At 68.4% G+C, this 16,535-nt stretch carries 18 protein-coding genes; 6 read left to right on the forward strand and 12 right to left on the reverse strand.

From position 1 onward, the window contains the following. Positions 1 to 74: 74 nt before the first annotated feature. Positions 75 to 488 (forward strand): DUF5319 domain-containing protein, encoded by a 414-nt coding sequence (locus NA12_RS08350; RefSeq protein WP_022567296.1) that lies wholly within the window; start codon positions 75 to 77, stop codon positions 486 to 488. A 178-nt stretch (positions 489 to 666) separates the two neighbouring features. Here the strand turns inward: NA12_RS08350 and NA12_RS34885 are convergent, their stop codons facing one another. The 3 genes from NA12_RS34885 to NA12_RS08365 all read right to left on the reverse strand — a co-directional run bounded on the left by NA12_RS34885 (position 667) and on the right by NA12_RS08365 (position 3,364). Next, positions 667 to 1,803 (reverse strand): anti-sigma-D factor RsdA, encoded by a 1,137-nt coding sequence (locus tag NA12_RS34885; protein ID WP_067448060.1) that lies wholly within the window; start codon positions 1,801 to 1,803, stop codon positions 667 to 669. Then, positions 1,796 to 2,374, reverse strand: a complete 579-nt coding sequence (locus NA12_RS08360) for a sigma-70 family RNA polymerase sigma factor (RefSeq protein WP_056818204.1) — start codon at positions 2,372 to 2,374, stop codon at positions 1,796 to 1,798. Before NA12_RS08360 ends, NA12_RS34885 begins: the two co-directional genes overlap by 8 nt. A gap of 156 nt (positions 2,375 to 2,530) precedes the next feature. Next, a complete protein-coding gene (locus NA12_RS08365; protein ID WP_067448062.1) occupies positions 2,531 to 3,364 on the reverse strand; it encodes a hypothetical protein in 834 nt (277 codons plus the stop codon). 609 nt (positions 3,365 to 3,973) lie between these two features. On the opposite strand from NA12_RS08365, the gene NA12_RS08370 reads away from it, so the two are divergent. The 3 genes from NA12_RS08370 (at position 3,974) to NA12_RS08380 (ending at position 5,282) form a co-directional block, all read left to right on the forward strand. Beyond that, entirely contained in the window at positions 3,974 to 4,267 is a 294-nt protein-coding gene (locus NA12_RS08370) for a WhiB family transcriptional regulator (protein WP_067448064.1), read from the forward strand. 144 nt (positions 4,268 to 4,411) lie between these two features. Continuing rightward, entirely contained in the window at positions 4,412 to 5,029 is a 618-nt protein-coding gene (locus NA12_RS08375; protein WP_371855981.1) for a sigma-70 family RNA polymerase sigma factor, read from the forward strand. A gap of 1 nt (position 5,030) precedes the next feature. After that, on the forward strand, positions 5,031 to 5,282 hold the full coding sequence (locus NA12_RS08380) for an RskA family anti-sigma factor (protein ID WP_067448068.1): 252 nt from the start codon (positions 5,031 to 5,033) through the stop codon (positions 5,280 to 5,282). A gap of 295 nt (positions 5,283 to 5,577) precedes the next feature. Here the strand turns inward: NA12_RS08380 and groL are convergent, their stop codons facing one another. Further along, positions 5,578 to 7,188: a chaperonin GroEL gene (gene groL / locus NA12_RS08385; protein WP_067448070.1), complete on the reverse strand. Its 1,611-nt coding sequence runs from the start codon at positions 7,186 to 7,188 to the stop codon at positions 5,578 to 5,580. Between the two features lie 144 nt (positions 7,189 to 7,332). Next, the gene (gene groES / locus NA12_RS08390; protein WP_056818214.1) at positions 7,333 to 7,632 is read right to left on the reverse strand and encodes a co-chaperone GroES; all 300 of its coding nucleotides are present in this window, start codon (positions 7,630 to 7,632) and stop codon (positions 7,333 to 7,335) included. 354 nt (positions 7,633 to 7,986) lie between these two features. Here groES and NA12_RS08395 point away from each other — a divergent pair, with 354 nt between their 5' ends. Then, a complete protein-coding gene (locus NA12_RS08395) occupies positions 7,987 to 9,444 on the forward strand; it encodes a DUF7159 family protein (RefSeq protein ID WP_067448094.1) in 1,458 nt (485 codons plus the stop codon). 43 nt (positions 9,445 to 9,487) lie between these two features. On the opposite strand, the gene tsaD is transcribed toward NA12_RS08395, so the two are convergent. From tsaD to NA12_RS08430, 7 genes are all read right to left on the reverse strand, one after another. After that, on the reverse strand, positions 9,488 to 10,534 hold the full coding sequence (gene tsaD, locus NA12_RS08400; RefSeq protein WP_067448072.1) for a tRNA (adenosine(37)-N6)-threonylcarbamoyltransferase complex transferase subunit TsaD: 1,047 nt from the start codon (positions 10,532 to 10,534) through the stop codon (positions 9,488 to 9,490). After that, the gene (rimI, locus tag NA12_RS08405) at positions 10,531 to 11,025 is read right to left on the reverse strand and encodes a ribosomal protein S18-alanine N-acetyltransferase (RefSeq protein ID WP_067448096.1); all 495 of its coding nucleotides are present in this window, start codon (positions 11,023 to 11,025) and stop codon (positions 10,531 to 10,533) included. Before rimI ends, tsaD begins: the two co-directional genes overlap by 4 nt. 29 nt (positions 11,026 to 11,054) lie before the next feature. After that, entirely contained in the window at positions 11,055 to 11,747 is a 693-nt protein-coding gene (tsaB, locus tag NA12_RS08410; protein ID WP_067448074.1) for a tRNA (adenosine(37)-N6)-threonylcarbamoyltransferase complex dimerization subunit type 1 TsaB, read from the reverse strand. Positions 11,748 to 11,812: 65 nt separating this feature from the next. Further along, positions 11,813 to 12,268 carry a tRNA (adenosine(37)-N6)-threonylcarbamoyltransferase complex ATPase subunit type 1 TsaE gene (gene tsaE, locus NA12_RS08415; RefSeq protein WP_067448076.1) on the reverse strand — a complete coding sequence of 152 codons (456 nt, stop codon included), beginning with the start codon at positions 12,266 to 12,268 and terminating at the stop codon, positions 11,813 to 11,815. Continuing rightward, positions 12,261 to 13,337: an alpha/beta fold hydrolase gene (locus NA12_RS08420; protein ID WP_067448078.1), complete on the reverse strand. Its 1,077-nt coding sequence runs from the start codon at positions 13,335 to 13,337 to the stop codon at positions 12,261 to 12,263. Before NA12_RS08420 ends, tsaE begins: the two co-directional genes overlap by 8 nt. After that, complete coding sequence (alr, locus tag NA12_RS08425; protein ID WP_067448080.1) at positions 13,334 to 14,488, reverse strand: alanine racemase; 1,155 nt, start codon at positions 14,486 to 14,488, stop codon at positions 13,334 to 13,336. Before alr ends, NA12_RS08420 begins: the two co-directional genes overlap by 4 nt. 59 nt (positions 14,489 to 14,547) lie before the next feature. Then, positions 14,548 to 15,996, reverse strand: coding sequence for a bifunctional ADP-dependent NAD(P)H-hydrate dehydratase/NAD(P)H-hydrate epimerase (locus NA12_RS08430; protein WP_067448082.1), 1,449 nt, complete (start codon positions 15,994 to 15,996; stop codon positions 14,548 to 14,550). 71 nt (positions 15,997 to 16,067) lie between these two features. Here NA12_RS08430 and NA12_RS08435 point away from each other — a divergent pair, with 71 nt between their 5' ends. Further along, the gene (locus NA12_RS08435) at positions 16,068 to 16,490 is read left to right on the forward strand and encodes a cupredoxin domain-containing protein (RefSeq protein ID WP_084472529.1); all 423 of its coding nucleotides are present in this window, start codon (positions 16,068 to 16,070) and stop codon (positions 16,488 to 16,490) included. The last annotated feature ends 45 nt before the right edge of the window (positions 16,491 to 16,535 follow it).

Raw genomic sequence — 16,535 nt, forward strand, 5'->3', positions numbered from 1 at the left:
GAAGTGAGCCCTTCCGCAAAACTTGCCCGGTGCATCGCTGGCGCGATGTACCAAGTACTGCGTACCGTGGGGATGTGCGTGACCATCTACCACCTGGCCTGCCGCCGGATCCCTTCGCCGGAGACCCCTCCGACCCGTCTGCCGCGCTCGATGCGATCGAGCCCGGCGAGCCGCTGGATCCTCATGAGCGCCTCGCGGTCGAGGAAGATCTCGCCGACCTCGCCGTATACGAAGCCCTGCTGGCCCACCGCGGCATCCGCGGCCTGGTCGTCAGCTGTGAGGATTGTCGGCAAGATCACTACCACGACTGGGACATGCTCCGGGCGAACCTCCTACAGCTACTGGTCGACGGCACCGTCCGGCCACACGAGCCCGCGTACGACCCCACCCCCGAGGCCTATGTCACGTGGGATTACTGCCGCGGCTACGCGGACGCGTCGATGAACGAGGCGTTCCACGGCGACGGCTTCGACGGGTTCGACAACTGAGGTTCGACAACGGGAGCTCTCCGGTGACTCGGCACAGCTGAGTCTCGCGGCGCCTGTCCGCCCCACGCTCGGTCACGCGTGCGTGGGGCGAATACGCGGGCCCACACCGGAAACCTTTCCGCACACAAAGACGAAGGCCCCGAACATGTTCGGGGCCTTCGTCTTTCGATCCGGAGTGCTACGAAGAGGGAACCGCGGGCGGTGCCTGGATCGTCCCCGGCGCGGGCAGCTGCTGCGTGGGGGGCAGGGTCGGTAGCGGCGCCGACGTCGGTACCACGGTCGTCGGCACGGGGATGGTCGGCGGTTCGACGATGGTGGTCGGCGCCGTCGTCGGCTCCACCGGTGGCTTGGTCGGCTCCACCGGCGGCTTCGTGGGTTCGACCGGCGGCTTGGTCGGCTCGACCGGCGGCTGCGTCGGCTCCACCGGAACCAGCGGCTTGGTCTCCGGGCCCGGCGTCTGCGGGCCGGGCGTCTGCGGGCCGGGTGGCGGCGGGGTCGCCGGATCCGCGGTTCCCGATCCGGGACCGGGCGGTGCCACCGGCGCGGTGCCGCCCGGGTTCGTTGTCGGCGGGGCCTGCACGGCCGAGGTCGGCTTGGTCGGCACGGAAGTGACCGGCGGCAGTTTCGCGCCGATCTCCGGTGCGTCCTTGACCAGCTGATCACGCAGCAGGTTCCAGCGCGCGATCAGGTCCTCCCGCTTGGCCGGGTCGTCGACCTGGCCCGCATTGGCCGAAGCCTGCTCCAGCCTGGCCTTCGCCTGCTCCGGATTGCCCGACTTGAGCAGGTTCTGCGCGGCCAGCAGATCTTCGTCGGCGTACTGCACGACGGTCGACTGGGCCTGCTCGCTGAACACGACCTCCTTGACCCGCCACAGCGGATCGCCGGGTGCCGCGCTGTAGGCGAAAGCCGTGATGCCACCGAACACCAGCGCCAATGCCGCTGCCGCACCGAAGATCGGGCGGACCAGACGCAGTCGTCCTCGAGAGGAGGCTCCGACTCGGACCTGCCGCGCGCCGATCTCCTGATTGACGGCCGCGAACACGGTATCGAGATCAGGGCCCGCGGGCATCGGCTCGGCCAGTAGATCGGCCCGCCAATCCGCGAGTAGCGACGCGAGCTGGAACTCCTCGGGGCTGTCGGTCCGCACCGGACCGTCGCTCGCGATCGCGTCGATCAGCGCGTCATCGCTGCGCACCGCCGCGATGTCGACCGGCCCGGAGTCACCGGCGTCCTCGGCGGCGTAGGGACCGCTGTTTTGCGATCCGCGCTGCCAAACTTTCCGGTCGCCTAGACCGCGCTCGCCATCCCTAGCCATACATTTCACCTGCCCTCGCCACTTGTGACTTCAGTTTCGCGAGTGCCCTGTGCTGGGCCACCCGTATCGCCCCCGCCGTGCTGCCCACGGCGACTGCGGTTTCCTCTGCTGACAGACCCATGACCAAGCGCAGGATCAGGATCTCTCGATGCTTCTCGGGGAGCGTTGCCAGCAGAGTGTTCATCTGCCTGCTCGTCTCCGAGTCGAGAGCCCGCTGTTCCGGCCCGTGGTCGGTGGATATGACATCTGGTACTTCGGCCATCGCCTCCGCCTTGTTACGGGCGGCGTTGCGATGGGCGTCGGCGACCTTGTGCGAAGCGATTCCGTACACGAAGGCCATGAAGGGCCGACCCTGATCCTGATAGCGGGGCAGGGCGGTCATCACAGCCAGACAGACCTCTTGCGCAACATCGTCCGCGGAGAGCTGTCCGCGCTCCGCGGCTCCGATCCGGGCCCTGCAGTAGCGAACTACCAAGGGACGGACCAGTTCCAATACCCGAGCTAAAGCGGTCCTGTCGCCCTGCGCAGCCGCAGCGACGGCGAGGTCCAACTCTTCGCCCATATGCGTCATCGTCAGAGATTTTCCTGGCGTTACGAGTGGCGCGGTCGAATGTGACCGAGCTTCCACCGAAGGGCGGAACGCGACTAACAATAGCGACCCCCGGATCGGCCGCCAGCGGGCATGGCCGCTTCTAACCGAGCTCTCAGAAAGATCATCCGCAACGAATCAGGCACCCAGCGGGGCGATGTCTCCACCCCAGGCCCGTAGACGGGTCGCATGATCAGCGGCTTCGCCCGCCGCGGCGCGCGCTCGGGCCGGTTCGGCGACCCCCGAGCGCAGCATCGCGGTGGCCCAGCGCAGTGGGAGAAGGCCGTTTTCGCGGCAGTCCGCGTCGACCCGCTCGGCCAGTTTCGCCGACTCGGCGAGGTCGCCGGTCGCGGCGGTCGCGGCCGCGACGAGCAGCGCCGACTTCACCTGGTGACGCACCGATGGAAGGGCCGCGGCGAGCGCGGCCGCGGCGAGCGCGTCAGGCAGCGCCCGGTCCGCCTCACCCCCGGCGAGCGCGGTCTCGGCACACACCCAGTGCCAGCGCACCTCGGCGCGCGGGGGCGCGTCGGCGAGTAGTGGCCGGACGCGGCCGAGCAGTGTGCGGGCCAGCGCGAGTCTGCCGGTGCCGAGGGCATCGGCTGCCAGCCCCGTATACGCGTCGGCGAGCGCCTCGGCGCGGGCCGCGCCCGTGGCACCGAACGCGATCGCCGCGGCGCGACCGTCGAACGCGGCCGCGCCCGCGTGATCGCCGAGCTGGCGCAGCAACGAGCCCCGGGTGCTCTCGACGAGCGATCGCAGGCCGGGCTCGGTCGCGGTACGCGCCGATATCAGCAGGTCAGCACGGGCGGCGGCGTAGCGGCCCTGCCCACCGAGGGCGACCGCGCGGTACCACCGCGACAACGGGTCAGCGGGCTCCGGCAACTCCGTAGCGGCCAGGCCCGGGGTGGGACCGAAGGCAGTCGAAACGAGTATTTCGGAACCGATATCCGCGGGTAAGGCCGTTGTCTGCACGGCGAGACTCTAGCCGCCGCCGGTCGGAGCCGGTTCCCATGTTATGGATCCACGGTCAGCATTCAGCAAACAGTCAGCATTTATCGTGGGTGTCGATGTTGCCATCAGGTAAATCTCAGCTCGCCGACGCCGGTGCGAATTCACATGCGTTTCTCGCAATTAACCTTCGCGCCCCGTTATCGCCATCTCCGGCCAGTTCGCCCGCAACGGCCATTGTGATCCAGCACACCTACCCGCCGTGGGCGCCACCGGCCCGAACCGGGCCCCGACCGGCGCGACCTGGGAAAATCGGCACTGTCCCGAAAACGCGAAGACACCCGATCCATAGCCAACCGAACAGTATGGCGGGATCGGGTGTGAAATGTAAATAGTGAGTAGGTTAAATTTCGGCGTTGCAGATTTACTGAACTCATGCGCCGAACTATTGACGGAATTTCCCGCCTGCACCTAACGTAGCTCATCGCCACGGTTGGCGCCGCGCGAAATCGCAGCGACCGCCGAGCGGCACCGTCAGGCACCGTCGAGCCGGCCACCCTTTCCGGGTGGCGCGAAGACCTGCCGCACCACTCGCTCGACAACGCCGACGAGCTCGCGCCACAAGGAGTTCACATGCCCATGCCCACCCACCTCCCCGGACCGAACGCCGATGTCTGGGATTGGCAAATGCGCGGCTCGTGCCGCGGCCAGGACTCCGCGGTCTTCTTCCATCCCGACGGCGAACGCGGCCGCGCCCGCACCGCGCGCGAAATGCGCGCCAAGGAGATCTGCCGGGCCTGCCCCGTGCTGATGCAGTGCCGTACCCACGCCCTCAAGGTCAGCGAGCCCTACGGCATCTGGGGCGGCATGTCCGAGACCGAGCGCGAGATGCACGCCCGCCGCAACCGACGCCGGATGACCGTCTGAGGTCCGCTGACCTGTCTTGGCGGGTTGGCAAATCTTTTCCAATCCGCTGGCCGTGGCGCGCCGAATCTCTAGCAAACAACTGGCACCCGAATAAAGACACCCCGGTCGTGGGAAGGTCATAGCCTCGGGCTACATTCGTGACCGATGACACAGAATGGGTTCCGAAGCGAAGCCTTTCCACCGATCGTGGATTCTGCGGTTACCGCACGGGCGGCCGAAGGAGTCGAGCTAGCCGCACTGTTGCAACGATGCGGCCTGTCCGACCAGCAGGCCTTCGCCGAGCTGTACGACCGAACATCCGCGCGGGTTTTCGGCCTGGTCCTACGGGTACTTCACGACCCCGGGTACGCGGAGGAGACCACGCAGGAGGTCTATCTCCAGATCTGGCGTACCGCCACGAGTTTCGACCCCGCCAAGGGGTCTGCGGTGACCTGGCTGATGACGTTGGCACACCGGCGCGCGGTCGACCGGGTTCGCGCCGAGCAAGCCCACACCCAGCGCGAGGTCGCGTACGGGATCCGGGTGCTCGGTCACGAATTCGACGAGGTCACCGAGGAGGTGGAACGCAGACTGGAACAACAGGCCGTCCAGCGCGGGCTCTCGACCCTCACCGAGACCCAACGCGAGGCGATCTCGCTCGCCTACTACGGCGGGCGGACCTACGCGGAGGTAGCGCAATACCTCGGCATCGGGTTACCGACCGTTAAGTCCCGAATTCGGGACGGATTGACACGACTGAAGAAAAGTTTGGGGGTGACGTGAGATGAACGAAGCCCAGATCGATCTCGCGCACACCGTCGCGCTCGGATTGATCGACGACGAAGACCATCACGCGATCCAGACCATCATCGATACCGAAGACCCCACCCTGTGTACGCAGTTCCTGCGAGAGGTTCGCGAAACCCGCGAAGCTCTAGCCCATCTCGCGTCCGCAACCCCCCTCCCACCGCCGCCGTCCCTGCGCGCCCGTTTACTGGCCGCGCTCGCTGCCGAAGATCCCCCAGTAGTCAGCTAACCCCCACCGCCCAACCCAAGACCCGCCATGACCGCACTCCCACCCACCACCTGCGACCTGCGACCCCTAGGGAGCAGCGGCCACAAAGTGGCCGGTCGCGGCCGGGCCGCCGGTTAGCCGCCGGGGGCGTACGCGACGAAGGAGCAAGCCCCGGCGGCTAACCGGCGGCCCCCAGGGGCCGCGACTCGAGCGCGCCAGCGCTCCAAAAACACAGCGTATACAGCCCGGGACTACCCGAACAAAGAAGGGCCCGCCGCCGATCGAATGATCAGCAGCGGGCCTCCCGTTTATCTGATCAGTGCGCGTGACCGTGGTGGCCGTGGTCGTCTTCGGCCTCGACCGGCTTCTCCACGATGGCGCTCTCGGTGGTCAGGATCATCCGCGCGACCGAGGCGGCGTTCACCACGGCGGAGCGGGTCACCTTGACCGGATCGACGACACCGTCGGCGAGCAGGTCGCCGTAGGTCAGGGTGGCGGCGTTGAAGCCTTCCTTGCCCTCGGAGACCTTGGCGACGACAACCGCGCCATCGAGACCGGCGTTGGCGGCGATCCAGAACAGCGGCGCCTGGAGGCCCTTGCGGACCACCTCGACACCGACGGCCTTGTCACCGGTGAACGAGTCACGCAGCTCGCCCAGCGCGGCGGCGGCGATCACGAGCGCCGAACCACCACCGGGGACGATGCCCTCCTCGACCGCGGCCTTGGCGGCGGCGACCGCGTCGTCGACGCGGTACTTGCGCTCCTTGAGCGCGGTCTCGGTGGCAGCGCCGACCTTGATTACCGCGACGCCACCGGCCAGCTTCGCCAGACGCTCTTCGAGCTTCTCGCGATCCCAGTCGGAGTCCGAGGCCTCGATCTCGCGACGCAGCTGCGCGCTGCGGCCCTTGATGTCCTCGTCGGTGCCCGCACCGTCGATCAGCACGGTCTCGTCCTTGGTGACGACGACGCGACGCGCCTGACCCAGCTGCTCGATGGTGGCCTCGCGCAGGGTGACGCCGAGATCGGGGTTGATCACGGTGCCACCGGTGACGACGGCCAAGTCGTCGAGGAACGCCTTGCGACGGTCACCGAAGAACGGCGCCTTGACGGCGACGGCCTTGATGGTCTTGCGGATCGAGTTGACCACCAGGGTCGACAGCGCTTCGCCGTCGACGTCCTCGGCCACGATCAGCACGGCCTTGCCGGACTCGGCGATCTTCTCGAGCAGCGGCAGCAGATCGGGCAGCGAGCTGATCTTGTCCCGGTGCAGCAGGATGTAGGCATCCTCGAGCACGGCCTGCTGGGTCTCGGGGTCGGTCTGGAAGTAGGGCGAGAGGTAGCCCTTGTCGAACTGCACGCCCTCGGTGATGACGAGTTCGGTGTTCGTGGTCGAGGACTCCTCGACCGTCACGACGCCGTCCTTGCCGACCGTGGTGAGCGCCTTGCCGACCATCTCGCCGATTTCGGGGTCACGCGAGGAAACGGTGGCGACCTGGGCGATGGCCGTCTCCCCGGAGACCGGGGTGGCCAGCGCGAGCAGCACCTCCGACACCTTCTCGGCGGCAGCGGCGATGCCCTGGCCGAGGGTGATCGGGTTGGCGCCCGCGGCGACGTTCTTCAGGCCGCCGCGCACGAACGCCTGGGCCAGCACGGTGGCGGTGGTGGTGCCGTCACCCGCGACGTCGTTGGTCTTGGTGGCGACGCTCTTGACGAGCTGTGCGCCGAGGTTCTCGAAGGGGTCCTCGAGGTCGATCTCACGCGCGATGGTGACACCGTCGTTGGTGACGGTCGGGCCACCGAAAGCCTTGGCCAGCACCACATGCCGGCCACGGGGGCCGAGGGTCACCTTGACGGCGTCGGCCAGCTTGTCGACACCGCGTTCCAGAGCCCGGCGAGCCTTTTCGTCGAACTCGATCTGCTTGGGCATAAGTTCCAATCCTTAGTCATGTCGCGCACAACTCGACGCTGCGCTCGATCCCACTTGCCGGCCGATACGCCGAAGGCGCTGGGCAACGCAATCCGCCCCGGGCCTGTGAAGACGCCGGGGCGGAACGCTGATGCGGCGTCGGCCTTACTTGGTGACGACGGCCAGGATGTCGCGCGCCGAGAGGATGAGGTATTCCCCACCCTGGTACTTGATCTCGGTGCCGCCGTACTTGCTGTAGATGACGACGTCGCCTTCTTTGACGTCGACCGGGATGCGGTCACCCTTATCGGTGACGCGGCCCGCTCCGACGGCAATGACGGTGCCCTCCTGCGGCTTCTCCTTGGCCGTGTCCGGGATGACCAGGCCGGAGGCCGTCGTCGTCTCGGCCTCGTTGGCCTGGACGAGGATCTTGTCCTCGAGCGGCTTGATGTTCACGCTCGCCACGTTGAGCCCTCCACTTTCAGGGGAAATTCGGTCGTCCGGAACTGGTGTCCCGGACCGGGTTTCGGTCAGCTCGCGACTCTGCGCACAGCCCCGTCGTCGCGGGTGCCGGGACCGTAGCCCAGTAGTCGACTCGGCACAGGTACAGCTACTCAGGTGCCGACTAGCACTCTATACGCGAGAGTGCCAGCACTCAAGGTCGGGTTCTGCCGATATCGCGTTTTTCGACACGCCCACACTCGCCAGTGATCTTCACATCGCCTGCCACAATCTGTAACGTTCGCATAACAGGCTGTGACATAGCACAGGAAGGCGCCATCCGCTCGGAGAGCACCATCGGCTTGAAGGGAGGTGAACATGCGAACATCCCTCGGCATCTCGGCCGGGAACGAGGTGGTGTGCTCGGCACTGGTCGCGACGGGGCCCGCGGGCGAGCAGACTTTCGACTACCGGGTTGTTTCCGCGGATGAGGCACATTCCGATCTCGGCGATCTCGTGTCGTCCTCGATCGAATTGATGACCACCCAGCTGCCTGCATCACAAGCGGCGATGGCGGGCGATCCGCTCGAACGCTATTCCGGCGGCCACCGTCACGCCGAGCAGGCCCGGTCGCGTCCACCGACCAGTGTCGCCGTCGCCTACCGCAACAAGGAACAGGCGCAAGCCATTCGGGCCGCCACCACGCGCCACCGCGATCTGCGCCTGGTCACCGAGGGGGCCGCCGCCCTCGCCTATCTGCGCCATACCGGACTGCTCGCCCGCTATCCCACGGTCGCCGTGGTCGACCTCGGCGCGACCGGCCTCACCGTCACCGTGGCCGATTTCACCGACAACGTGGTGCTGCACACCGAACGGACGCCGACGGTCAGCGGTAACGCGATCGACGAGCTGATCTACCACCACCTGGTCGACCTGCACTACGCCCGCCGCGGCACCCGGCCCAACCGCACCACGCTGACCAACCGCGGCCGCGCCGCCAAGGAACACCTGTCGCTGGCACCCGTGGTCACCATCGACCATGTCGCGGGACAGGGACTGGAGCTCACCCGCCCCGATTTCGAGGTACTCATCGACGGCCTGCTGCGCAATATCGCACTGTTCTCGTCGTCGGTGTTCACCCGCGCGCCGAAATACCCCGACGCCGTCGCCGTGATCGGCGGTTGCGCCAACATCCCGGCTGTCATCGATGTTCTCCACGAACGCCTCGAAGTCCCCGTGCTCACGGTGCCCGATCCCGAGGCCGTGATCGCCAAGGGCGCCGCGCTGGTCGCCGACGCCGCGGCACCGACCGGACCCGCGGGCGGCGCGAACACCGACGCACCGAGCGGCACCTTCGCCAAGGTCGTCGGCACCCTCGTCGGCGCGGTGGTGGTGGTCGGGCTGGTGATCGGCTACGGCGTGCAAGCGATTTCGCCCGACGCCCCCGATGTCACCCCCGCCGGTACGAGCAGCACCGTGCGTCAGTCCCCCGCACCGTCCGCGTCGTCCCCGGCACCCGCCCCCGCCGGTCGGGAGAGCACCGAACGTACCGGCGCCACCGTCGCCCCACCCGCTACCGAGGTCCCCGCACCGTCTACGGGCCCGAACGCCGCCCCGTCCGCGCCCGCCTCGGCCACGGCCCCCACACTGCGCCCCGACCCGAACCTGCCGCAGATCCCCTACCCCGAGTCCCCCCTCGGCGACACACTGGACAGCGGTTCCGGCGGACAACGCCCGTCCACCCCGAACATCTTCCCGACGCAAGTACCCGCCAACAGCACCCTTCCGATCCCGTCCACCGCCGCGACAGCCGAGGTCCCCCTGCTGACCGGTTAACGCGCCGGACCGACCGGTGGCGGGTTCGTCGGGTAACCGGACGCTAGCCGCGCAGGGCACTCACCGAGACCGGCAGCCCCGGATCCGTGGCGACAGTCAGTGCTGCGGGCTGCGCACCCGCGGCGATCACATGCGCACCCAGCGCCGCGATCATCACCCCGTTGTCCGTGCACAGCCGCGGCTTCGGCACCCGCAGCGTCAAACCCGCTCCAGCACAACGCTCTTCGGCGAGTGATCGGATGCGGGAGTTGGCGGTGGCGCCGCCCCCGAGCACGATCGTGTCGACACCGATGTCGGTCGCGGCGCGAACCGCCTTCATCGTCAGCACATCCGCGACCGCCTCCTGGAAGGACGCGGCGATATCGGAAATCGGCAACTGGTCGGCAGTGACGCCCTGACGCTGCGCGGCCTCGACATAGCGGGCCACCGCGGTCTTGAGACCGGAGAACGAGAAGTCGTACCGCGCGTCACGCGGTCCGGTCATGCCACGCGGAAAGGCGATCGCCGCCGCGTCGCCCGAGGCGGCGGCGGCATCGAGGGCGGGCCCGCCGGGATAGCCGAGACCGAGCAGCCGCGCGACCTTGTCGAACGCCTCCCCCGCGGCATCGTCGACGGTGCTGCCCAGTTCGGTGATCGGCGAACCCAGATCCGTCACCTGCAACAGATGCGTATGCCCACCGGACACGAGCAGCGCCACCGCGGGCGGCATCGGCCCGTGTTCGAGCGTATCCACCGCCACATGCCCACCCAGGTGGTTGAGCGCGTAGAACGGCACATCCCACGCCGCCGCGTAGGCCTTGGCCGCGGCCACCCCCACCAGCAGCGCACCGGCCAGTCCGGGCCCGATGGTGACAGCGAGCGCGTCGGGCTTGCTGATGCCCGCGGTGGCCAGCGCACGCCGCATCGCGGGCACGATCGCCTCCAGATGCGCGCGCGAGGCGATCTCGGGTACCACGCCACCGAAGCGCGCGTGCTGGTCCACACTCGAGGCCACCTCGTCGGCGAGCAGTTCGACGGAGCCATCGGAATGGCGGCGCACGATGCCGACTCCCGTTTCGTCGCACGAGCTTTCGATTCCCATGACGATCACGACAACACCTCGTCCTGCCGACCGCGCGCGGCCCATTCATCGGCCGCGACGGTCAGTTCCGGACGACGCATCGTGTACGCGTCGGCGCCGCTGGGGTGGTAGTAGTTCTTGCGCAGCCCGATGATGTGAAACCCGTGCTTGGCATACATCGCGATAGCGGGAGCGTTGTCGGTGCGCACCTCGAGAAACACCGGCCCGCCGCGGACGGCCGCCGTGGCCAGCAGCGCTTCGAGCAGCAGTGTGCCGATGCCGCCCCGATGACACCGCGGGTCGACGCCGATCGTATGCACCTCGGCCTCGGGATGGGCGTCGTCGCCGAGCAGCGCGATGCCCGCGTAGCCGACCATCACCCCGTCGGCGGTGCGGGCGGTGATGTAGCGGTTGTGCCCACCGGCCAGCTCGGACCGGAACGACACCGCCTGCCACGGGTCGTCCTCGGCGAACAGCAGGTGCTCGAGTTCGACACAGCGGTCGATATCGGGCAGCGTCATGGGGGCGATCAGATACTCGGTCACGGCACTCACGCCCCGGTCCGGTCGAGGGTGCGGAAGCTGTTCTCCACCGCATCGGGTCTGCGCAGATACAACGGCACCAGCGCTTGCGGCGGCTCTCCGGACAGCAGCGCCGACGCCGCGACGGTGACCAGCCCGGCGGGCGATGGTGTCTCGCTCGGCAGCACCGGCAGATCGAAGAAGTCCACGTGCGCGGCCGACCCGGCGATCACGGCGGCCTCGCCCACCGGCACATCGACAGCTTTGTTCACCTCGGGACCGGCGACCCGGGCCCCATTCAGATACTTGGCCCAGTACACCTCACGTCTGCGCGCGTCGGTGACCACCAGCAGCTCGCCGGGATCACGTTTCTCCCCGATGGTGTCGGCGGCGATCGCGTCGAGACTGCACACCCCGTACACGGGCAGTCCGAGCGCGTCACCGAACGCGGCCGCGGTGGCCATGCCGACGCGTAGCCCGGTGAACGGACCCGGGCCGAGCCCGACGACGACCGCGTCCAGCTCGTCGCGGCCCACCCCGGCCTCGGCCAGGCACTCCAGGATCTGCGGGGTGAGGACCTCGGCGTGCGCGCGGGCGTCGACCTTCACGCGGGCAGCGAGCGTCGCCACGGCGGGCCGGGTGCCGGATTCACCGGCAGGTGACAGGTGCACCAATCCCGCTGTAACGGCGGGTGTCGCGGTGTCGACTGCTAGTACGAGCATGATTGTCTCAACAATACCGGGTGGTTTCGGCGCTCGGCGCGCACCGGTGCGCGGGTGATCGCGCGTTATTCGATCCATTCCCAGATCGCCGTGCGCACATCGGATTCCGGTTCCCGGGCGAGTTGAACTCGCAGGTGCCGGTCGGCGAGGTGCTCGACCACCCCCCTGCCCCATTCCACGACGACGACCGCGTGGTGCAGGTCGGTGTCGAGGTCGAGCGAGTCCAGTTCATCGAGGTCGCCCGCGAGTCGATAGGCATCGACGTGCACCATCGCCACCCCGGGCGTGCCGTCCCGGCGCACGCCGGCCTTGTGTGCTCTGGCGATGATGAACGTCGGCGAGCTGACCCGGCCCGCGACCCCGAGTCCGGCGGCGATACCCCGGGTCAGTGCGGTTTTTCCGGCGCCAAGTGGGCCGTCGAGCACCACCAGGTCACCCGGTCGCAGGGTGGCCGCCAGTTCGCGACCGAACGCTTCGGTGTCCTCGACGGTGTCGAGCACGCGCTTGTGCGGGTCAGCCACCGACTGCCTCCTCGCCGGGGCTGTCGATGATTCCCGCGCGTGCCAGCAGCCGGTCGAGCGCGGCCGCACTCACCTCGGGGAACTGCAGGTGCGGCATGTGCGCCGCCGCCCGCACCCGGACCAGTTCACTGCCTGGGAGCTCCGCCGCCAATTCGTGGGAGTTGCGGAACGGGATCACCATGTCGTGCGCACCGCCGAGGATCAGTACCGGCAGCTCGCTCAGGACGGGCACGGCGGCTGATTCATCGTGCAGCTCAATCGCTTTCAGGAATTTCTCGATGGTGCCGACGGGCGTGCGGTCGATCATCATCGTGGTGAACCGCGACAGGGTCGGGCTCACCGCGCCGTGGAACGAGCTCACGTGCAGGATCGGCGTCACCACCTGCTTGCTCGCGCTGCGGCTGAACTGCACCAGGGTCGGCGCCGCCCGCACCGCCAATCGGAAGCCGTCGACCGCTGGATGCCGGATCAACTGCGAGATCCCGGTCGCGGTCACCTCCGCGGCGGCGGTGCTCAGCAGCCCGACCGCGCGCACCCGCGTCGCGAACAGTTCGGGGAACTGCGCGGCCGCCGCGAGCACCGCCATCCCGCCGAGTGAATGCCCGACCAGGACCACCGGACCGTTCGGCGCGCACTCCCGGATCACCGTGGCGAGGTCGCGGCCGAGCTGGGCGACCGTGCAGCTGTCGGTACTCGGCGCACCGGACCGTCCGTGTCCGCGCAGATCGAAGAACACCATCCGTATCCTCGACCCCCACTGCCGCGCGAGATCGCGACGCTGGAAGTGGAAGGACTCCATGCTGTTGCAGAATCCGTGCACGAACACGACCGTGAACTCGGCGGAGTCGTCGCCGAAAGTGCGGGTGGCCAGCGACACGCCGTCGTCGGCGAGCACCATGCCCGGTTCGTCCTCGTCGATCAGCGCGAAGTTCTCCTCGCGGTACTCGTCACGTTCGGCAGGCCACATCACCCGCGCGCCGATCTGGCGCAGGGTGTGGGCGATGGCGAGGCCGGCGAGCAAACCCGCCGTCGCCAGGCCGCCGCGGCGGATCACCGTACGTCGGGTCATCGGCCGGTGCCCACGTAGCGGCGGACCACGCGTCCGCGCGGCGCGCAGACGACCTCGTAGTCGATCGTGTCCAGCGCCCGCGCCCAGTCGAGCGCGTGTGGTTGTCCCGCGCCACCGCCGAACAGCACCGCGCGGTCGCCCTCCCGCACCCCGCCCGCGTTGTCGCCGAGGTCAACCATGAACTGGTCCATACACACCCGTCCGACATTACGGTGTCGCGCTCCGCCCAACCACACCTCGAAACGTCCACTGAGCGACCGGAATACACCGTCGGCATAGCCCGCGGGCACCAGGGCGACCGTGGTGTCGCGCGGTGCGATCCACCGATGTCCGTACGACACGCCCTCCCCCGCCGACACCTGCTTCACCAACGCGACCTCCGCCTGGAATGTCATCGCGGGCTTCAGACCGAATTGTCCGAGCTCCGGAATGGGTGAGAGCCCATAGACCGAGATACCCGGCCGAACCATGTCGAATCGCAGATCGGGCCGGGTCAACGTGGCCGCCGAATTCGACAGGTGAACGAGTTCGGGTTCCAGCCCATGTTCCTTCGCCAGCGCGATCGCCTCGATGAACCGATCCCGCTGTCGATCCACCATCGGATGCCCCGGCTCGTCGGCGTGCGCGAGATGGGAGAAGATCGCACGGAAACGCAGTACCTGTCCGTCGACCAGGCCTCGTAACGCCCGCAGGACCTGCGGATACTCGGTCACCGACACCCCGTTGCGATTGAGCCCCGTATCCACCTTCAGCGTGACCGTCGCGGTCCGTCCCGCCGCCACCGCGGCCCGCTCCACCGCCCGCAACTGCGCCAGCGAGGACACCCCGATCTCGAGGTCGCCCGCCACCGCACCCGCGTAATCAGCGTCGACAGTATTGAGCCAGCAGAGCACAGGCGCCGTGATCCCCGCCGCCCGCAAGGCCAACCCCTCCCGCACCGTGGTCACCCCCAGCTCCCGAGCCCCCGCCCCCAGCGCGGCCCGAGCCACCTCCACGGCACCGTGGTTGTACCCATCGGCCTTGACCACCGCCATCACAGCAGCCCCCTGCGCGTACTCGCGCAACACCCGCACGTTGTGAGCAATGGCATCCAAGTCGACGACCGTCTCCACTTGCGCATTCACCCCCCGATCGTGGCAGGGCCGCCTCACCGAATATTCAGCGGGTGGTCCGGTAGGACGGCGGTCGGCACCCGGCGCCCACCCATGGACTACCAACCCTCGCCCCGGCCGACCTCCCGCAGAACCCGCACCGCCGCCCGAACGTGCCCTAACAACGGTGTAGCGGAAATAGGCGCCCCCACCTCCCGCCCCCCGTGGGCAGCCAGATTCGCCGCCAGAGCATGGACCCGAGCCCCCGCGGCAGCGGCCCACCCCGCCTCACGCCCCGCGGCGAGCAACGCCCCGATGATTCCCGAAAGCACGTCCCCCGACCCCGGCGTAGCAGCCCAATCGCCACCCGCGTCATTGACCAGCGTCGCCTGCCCCGGCGAGGCGACGACGGTCGCCCGCCCCTTGAGCAGCACCGTCACCTCCCACTCGCGCGCCAACCTCCGCACCGCGCCCACCCGATCCGAACCCACCGCACTCCCCGTCAGCCGGGCGAATTCACCCGCATGCGGGGTCAGGACCGTCACCGCCGAACGCCCCCGAACCAGCCCCGGTTCCTCGGCCAGAATCGTCAACCCGTCCGCGTCAACCAACACCGGCAGATCAGTACCCAATACCTCGGCCAACCGATCCCGAGCCCCCGAGTCGGTACCTCCCCCCGGCCCGAACACCCAGGCCTGCACCCTCCCGGTCTCCGAAATCGTAGAACTGGCGACAACTTCGGGAAACTTCTCCAACACCTCGGCATCGGACCCCACATACCGAACCATCCCCGACGTAGCCGCCACCGCGGCCCCCGTGCACAGCACCCCCGCCCCCGGATACTTCGCACTCCCCGCGCACACCCCCGTCACCCCCTGGCTGTATTTGTCGTCGGTGGGCCCCGGCACCGGCCACCCGTCCCCCACCGCCCCCGGATCGAGCTGCACCAGCCCGGCATCCGGAAGCTGTAAACCGATCGGCACCAACACAATTCGCCCACACCGGGGCGCGGCCAACGCGTGCACCGGTTTATAGGCACCGAACGCCACCGTCACATCCGCCGTCACCGCGGGCCCATCCACCGCCCCGGTCTCCGGATCGACCCCACTGGGCAGATCAGCCGAAACGATCGGAACATCCAGAGCAGCAACCATTTCCGCCGCCGGAGGCCGCAACGGACCACGACCGGAAATGCCCACGATCCCATCGATCACCAGATCTACGGCATCGAGCCGATCCACCACCCGCCCACCAGCCGCCCGCAAGGCCGCGAGCCCTTCCCGATGCGCCCGTTCGGGATTCAGCAGAACAGCCGACACCCGAACCCCACGACGCCGCAAGAACACCCCCGCCCACAACGCATCCCCACCGTTGTCCCCCGACCCCACCAGCAAACCGACGGTCCGCCCGACCACCCCCCCGGTCAGCGACCGCAATTCGTCGACAACCACCCCCGCCAGACCGAAAGCCGCCCGCCGCATCGGCACACCCGCGGGCACTCGCGTGAACAGCTCGGCTTCCGCCGCCCGCACCTCGTCGACGGTGTAATAGCCACGCCGATCCGACATAGTCGCCTCCCAGCCGCCCGAAACGGGCCGCCGACCGGCCCGGGGTCGCTCGCAGACTACGCTCCACACCCATGTCGATGGTTCGTCACCGCGCCGCATCCGCCCGGTTTGTCGCCGGATCGGTCGTGGCCGCCACTTTGCTCGTCGCCGGCTGTTCCGGCGACTCGGGAAACGCCGCCACCACCACAACCCGCACACCACGCCCGGTCAACACCACGACCGCCCAACAGCACCCGCCGACCAATCTCACGATCGAGGTCGGCAACATGAAATACTCCCCCGCCGACGCCACCATCAAGGTCGGCGAGACGGTGACCTGGAAGTTCTCCGACAAGGTCCCGCACAACGTGCAGGGCATCGGCGACAAGGCGATGGGTCTCAACAGCCCGATCATCGACAAGGGCGAATGGTCCTACACCTTCACCCAACCCGGCACCTTCCGGTACCTGTGCACCCTGCACCCGGACATGCGCGGATCCATCACGGTGTCTTAGGAGCGCTGGCGCGCTCGAGTTCGCGGCCCCTTGTGTCCCGTCGAT

The sequence above is a fragment of the Nocardia alba NBRC 108234 genome, from assembly GCF_001612665.1.
Lineage (GTDB): Bacteria > Actinomycetota > Actinomycetes > Mycobacteriales > Mycobacteriaceae > Nocardia > Nocardia alba.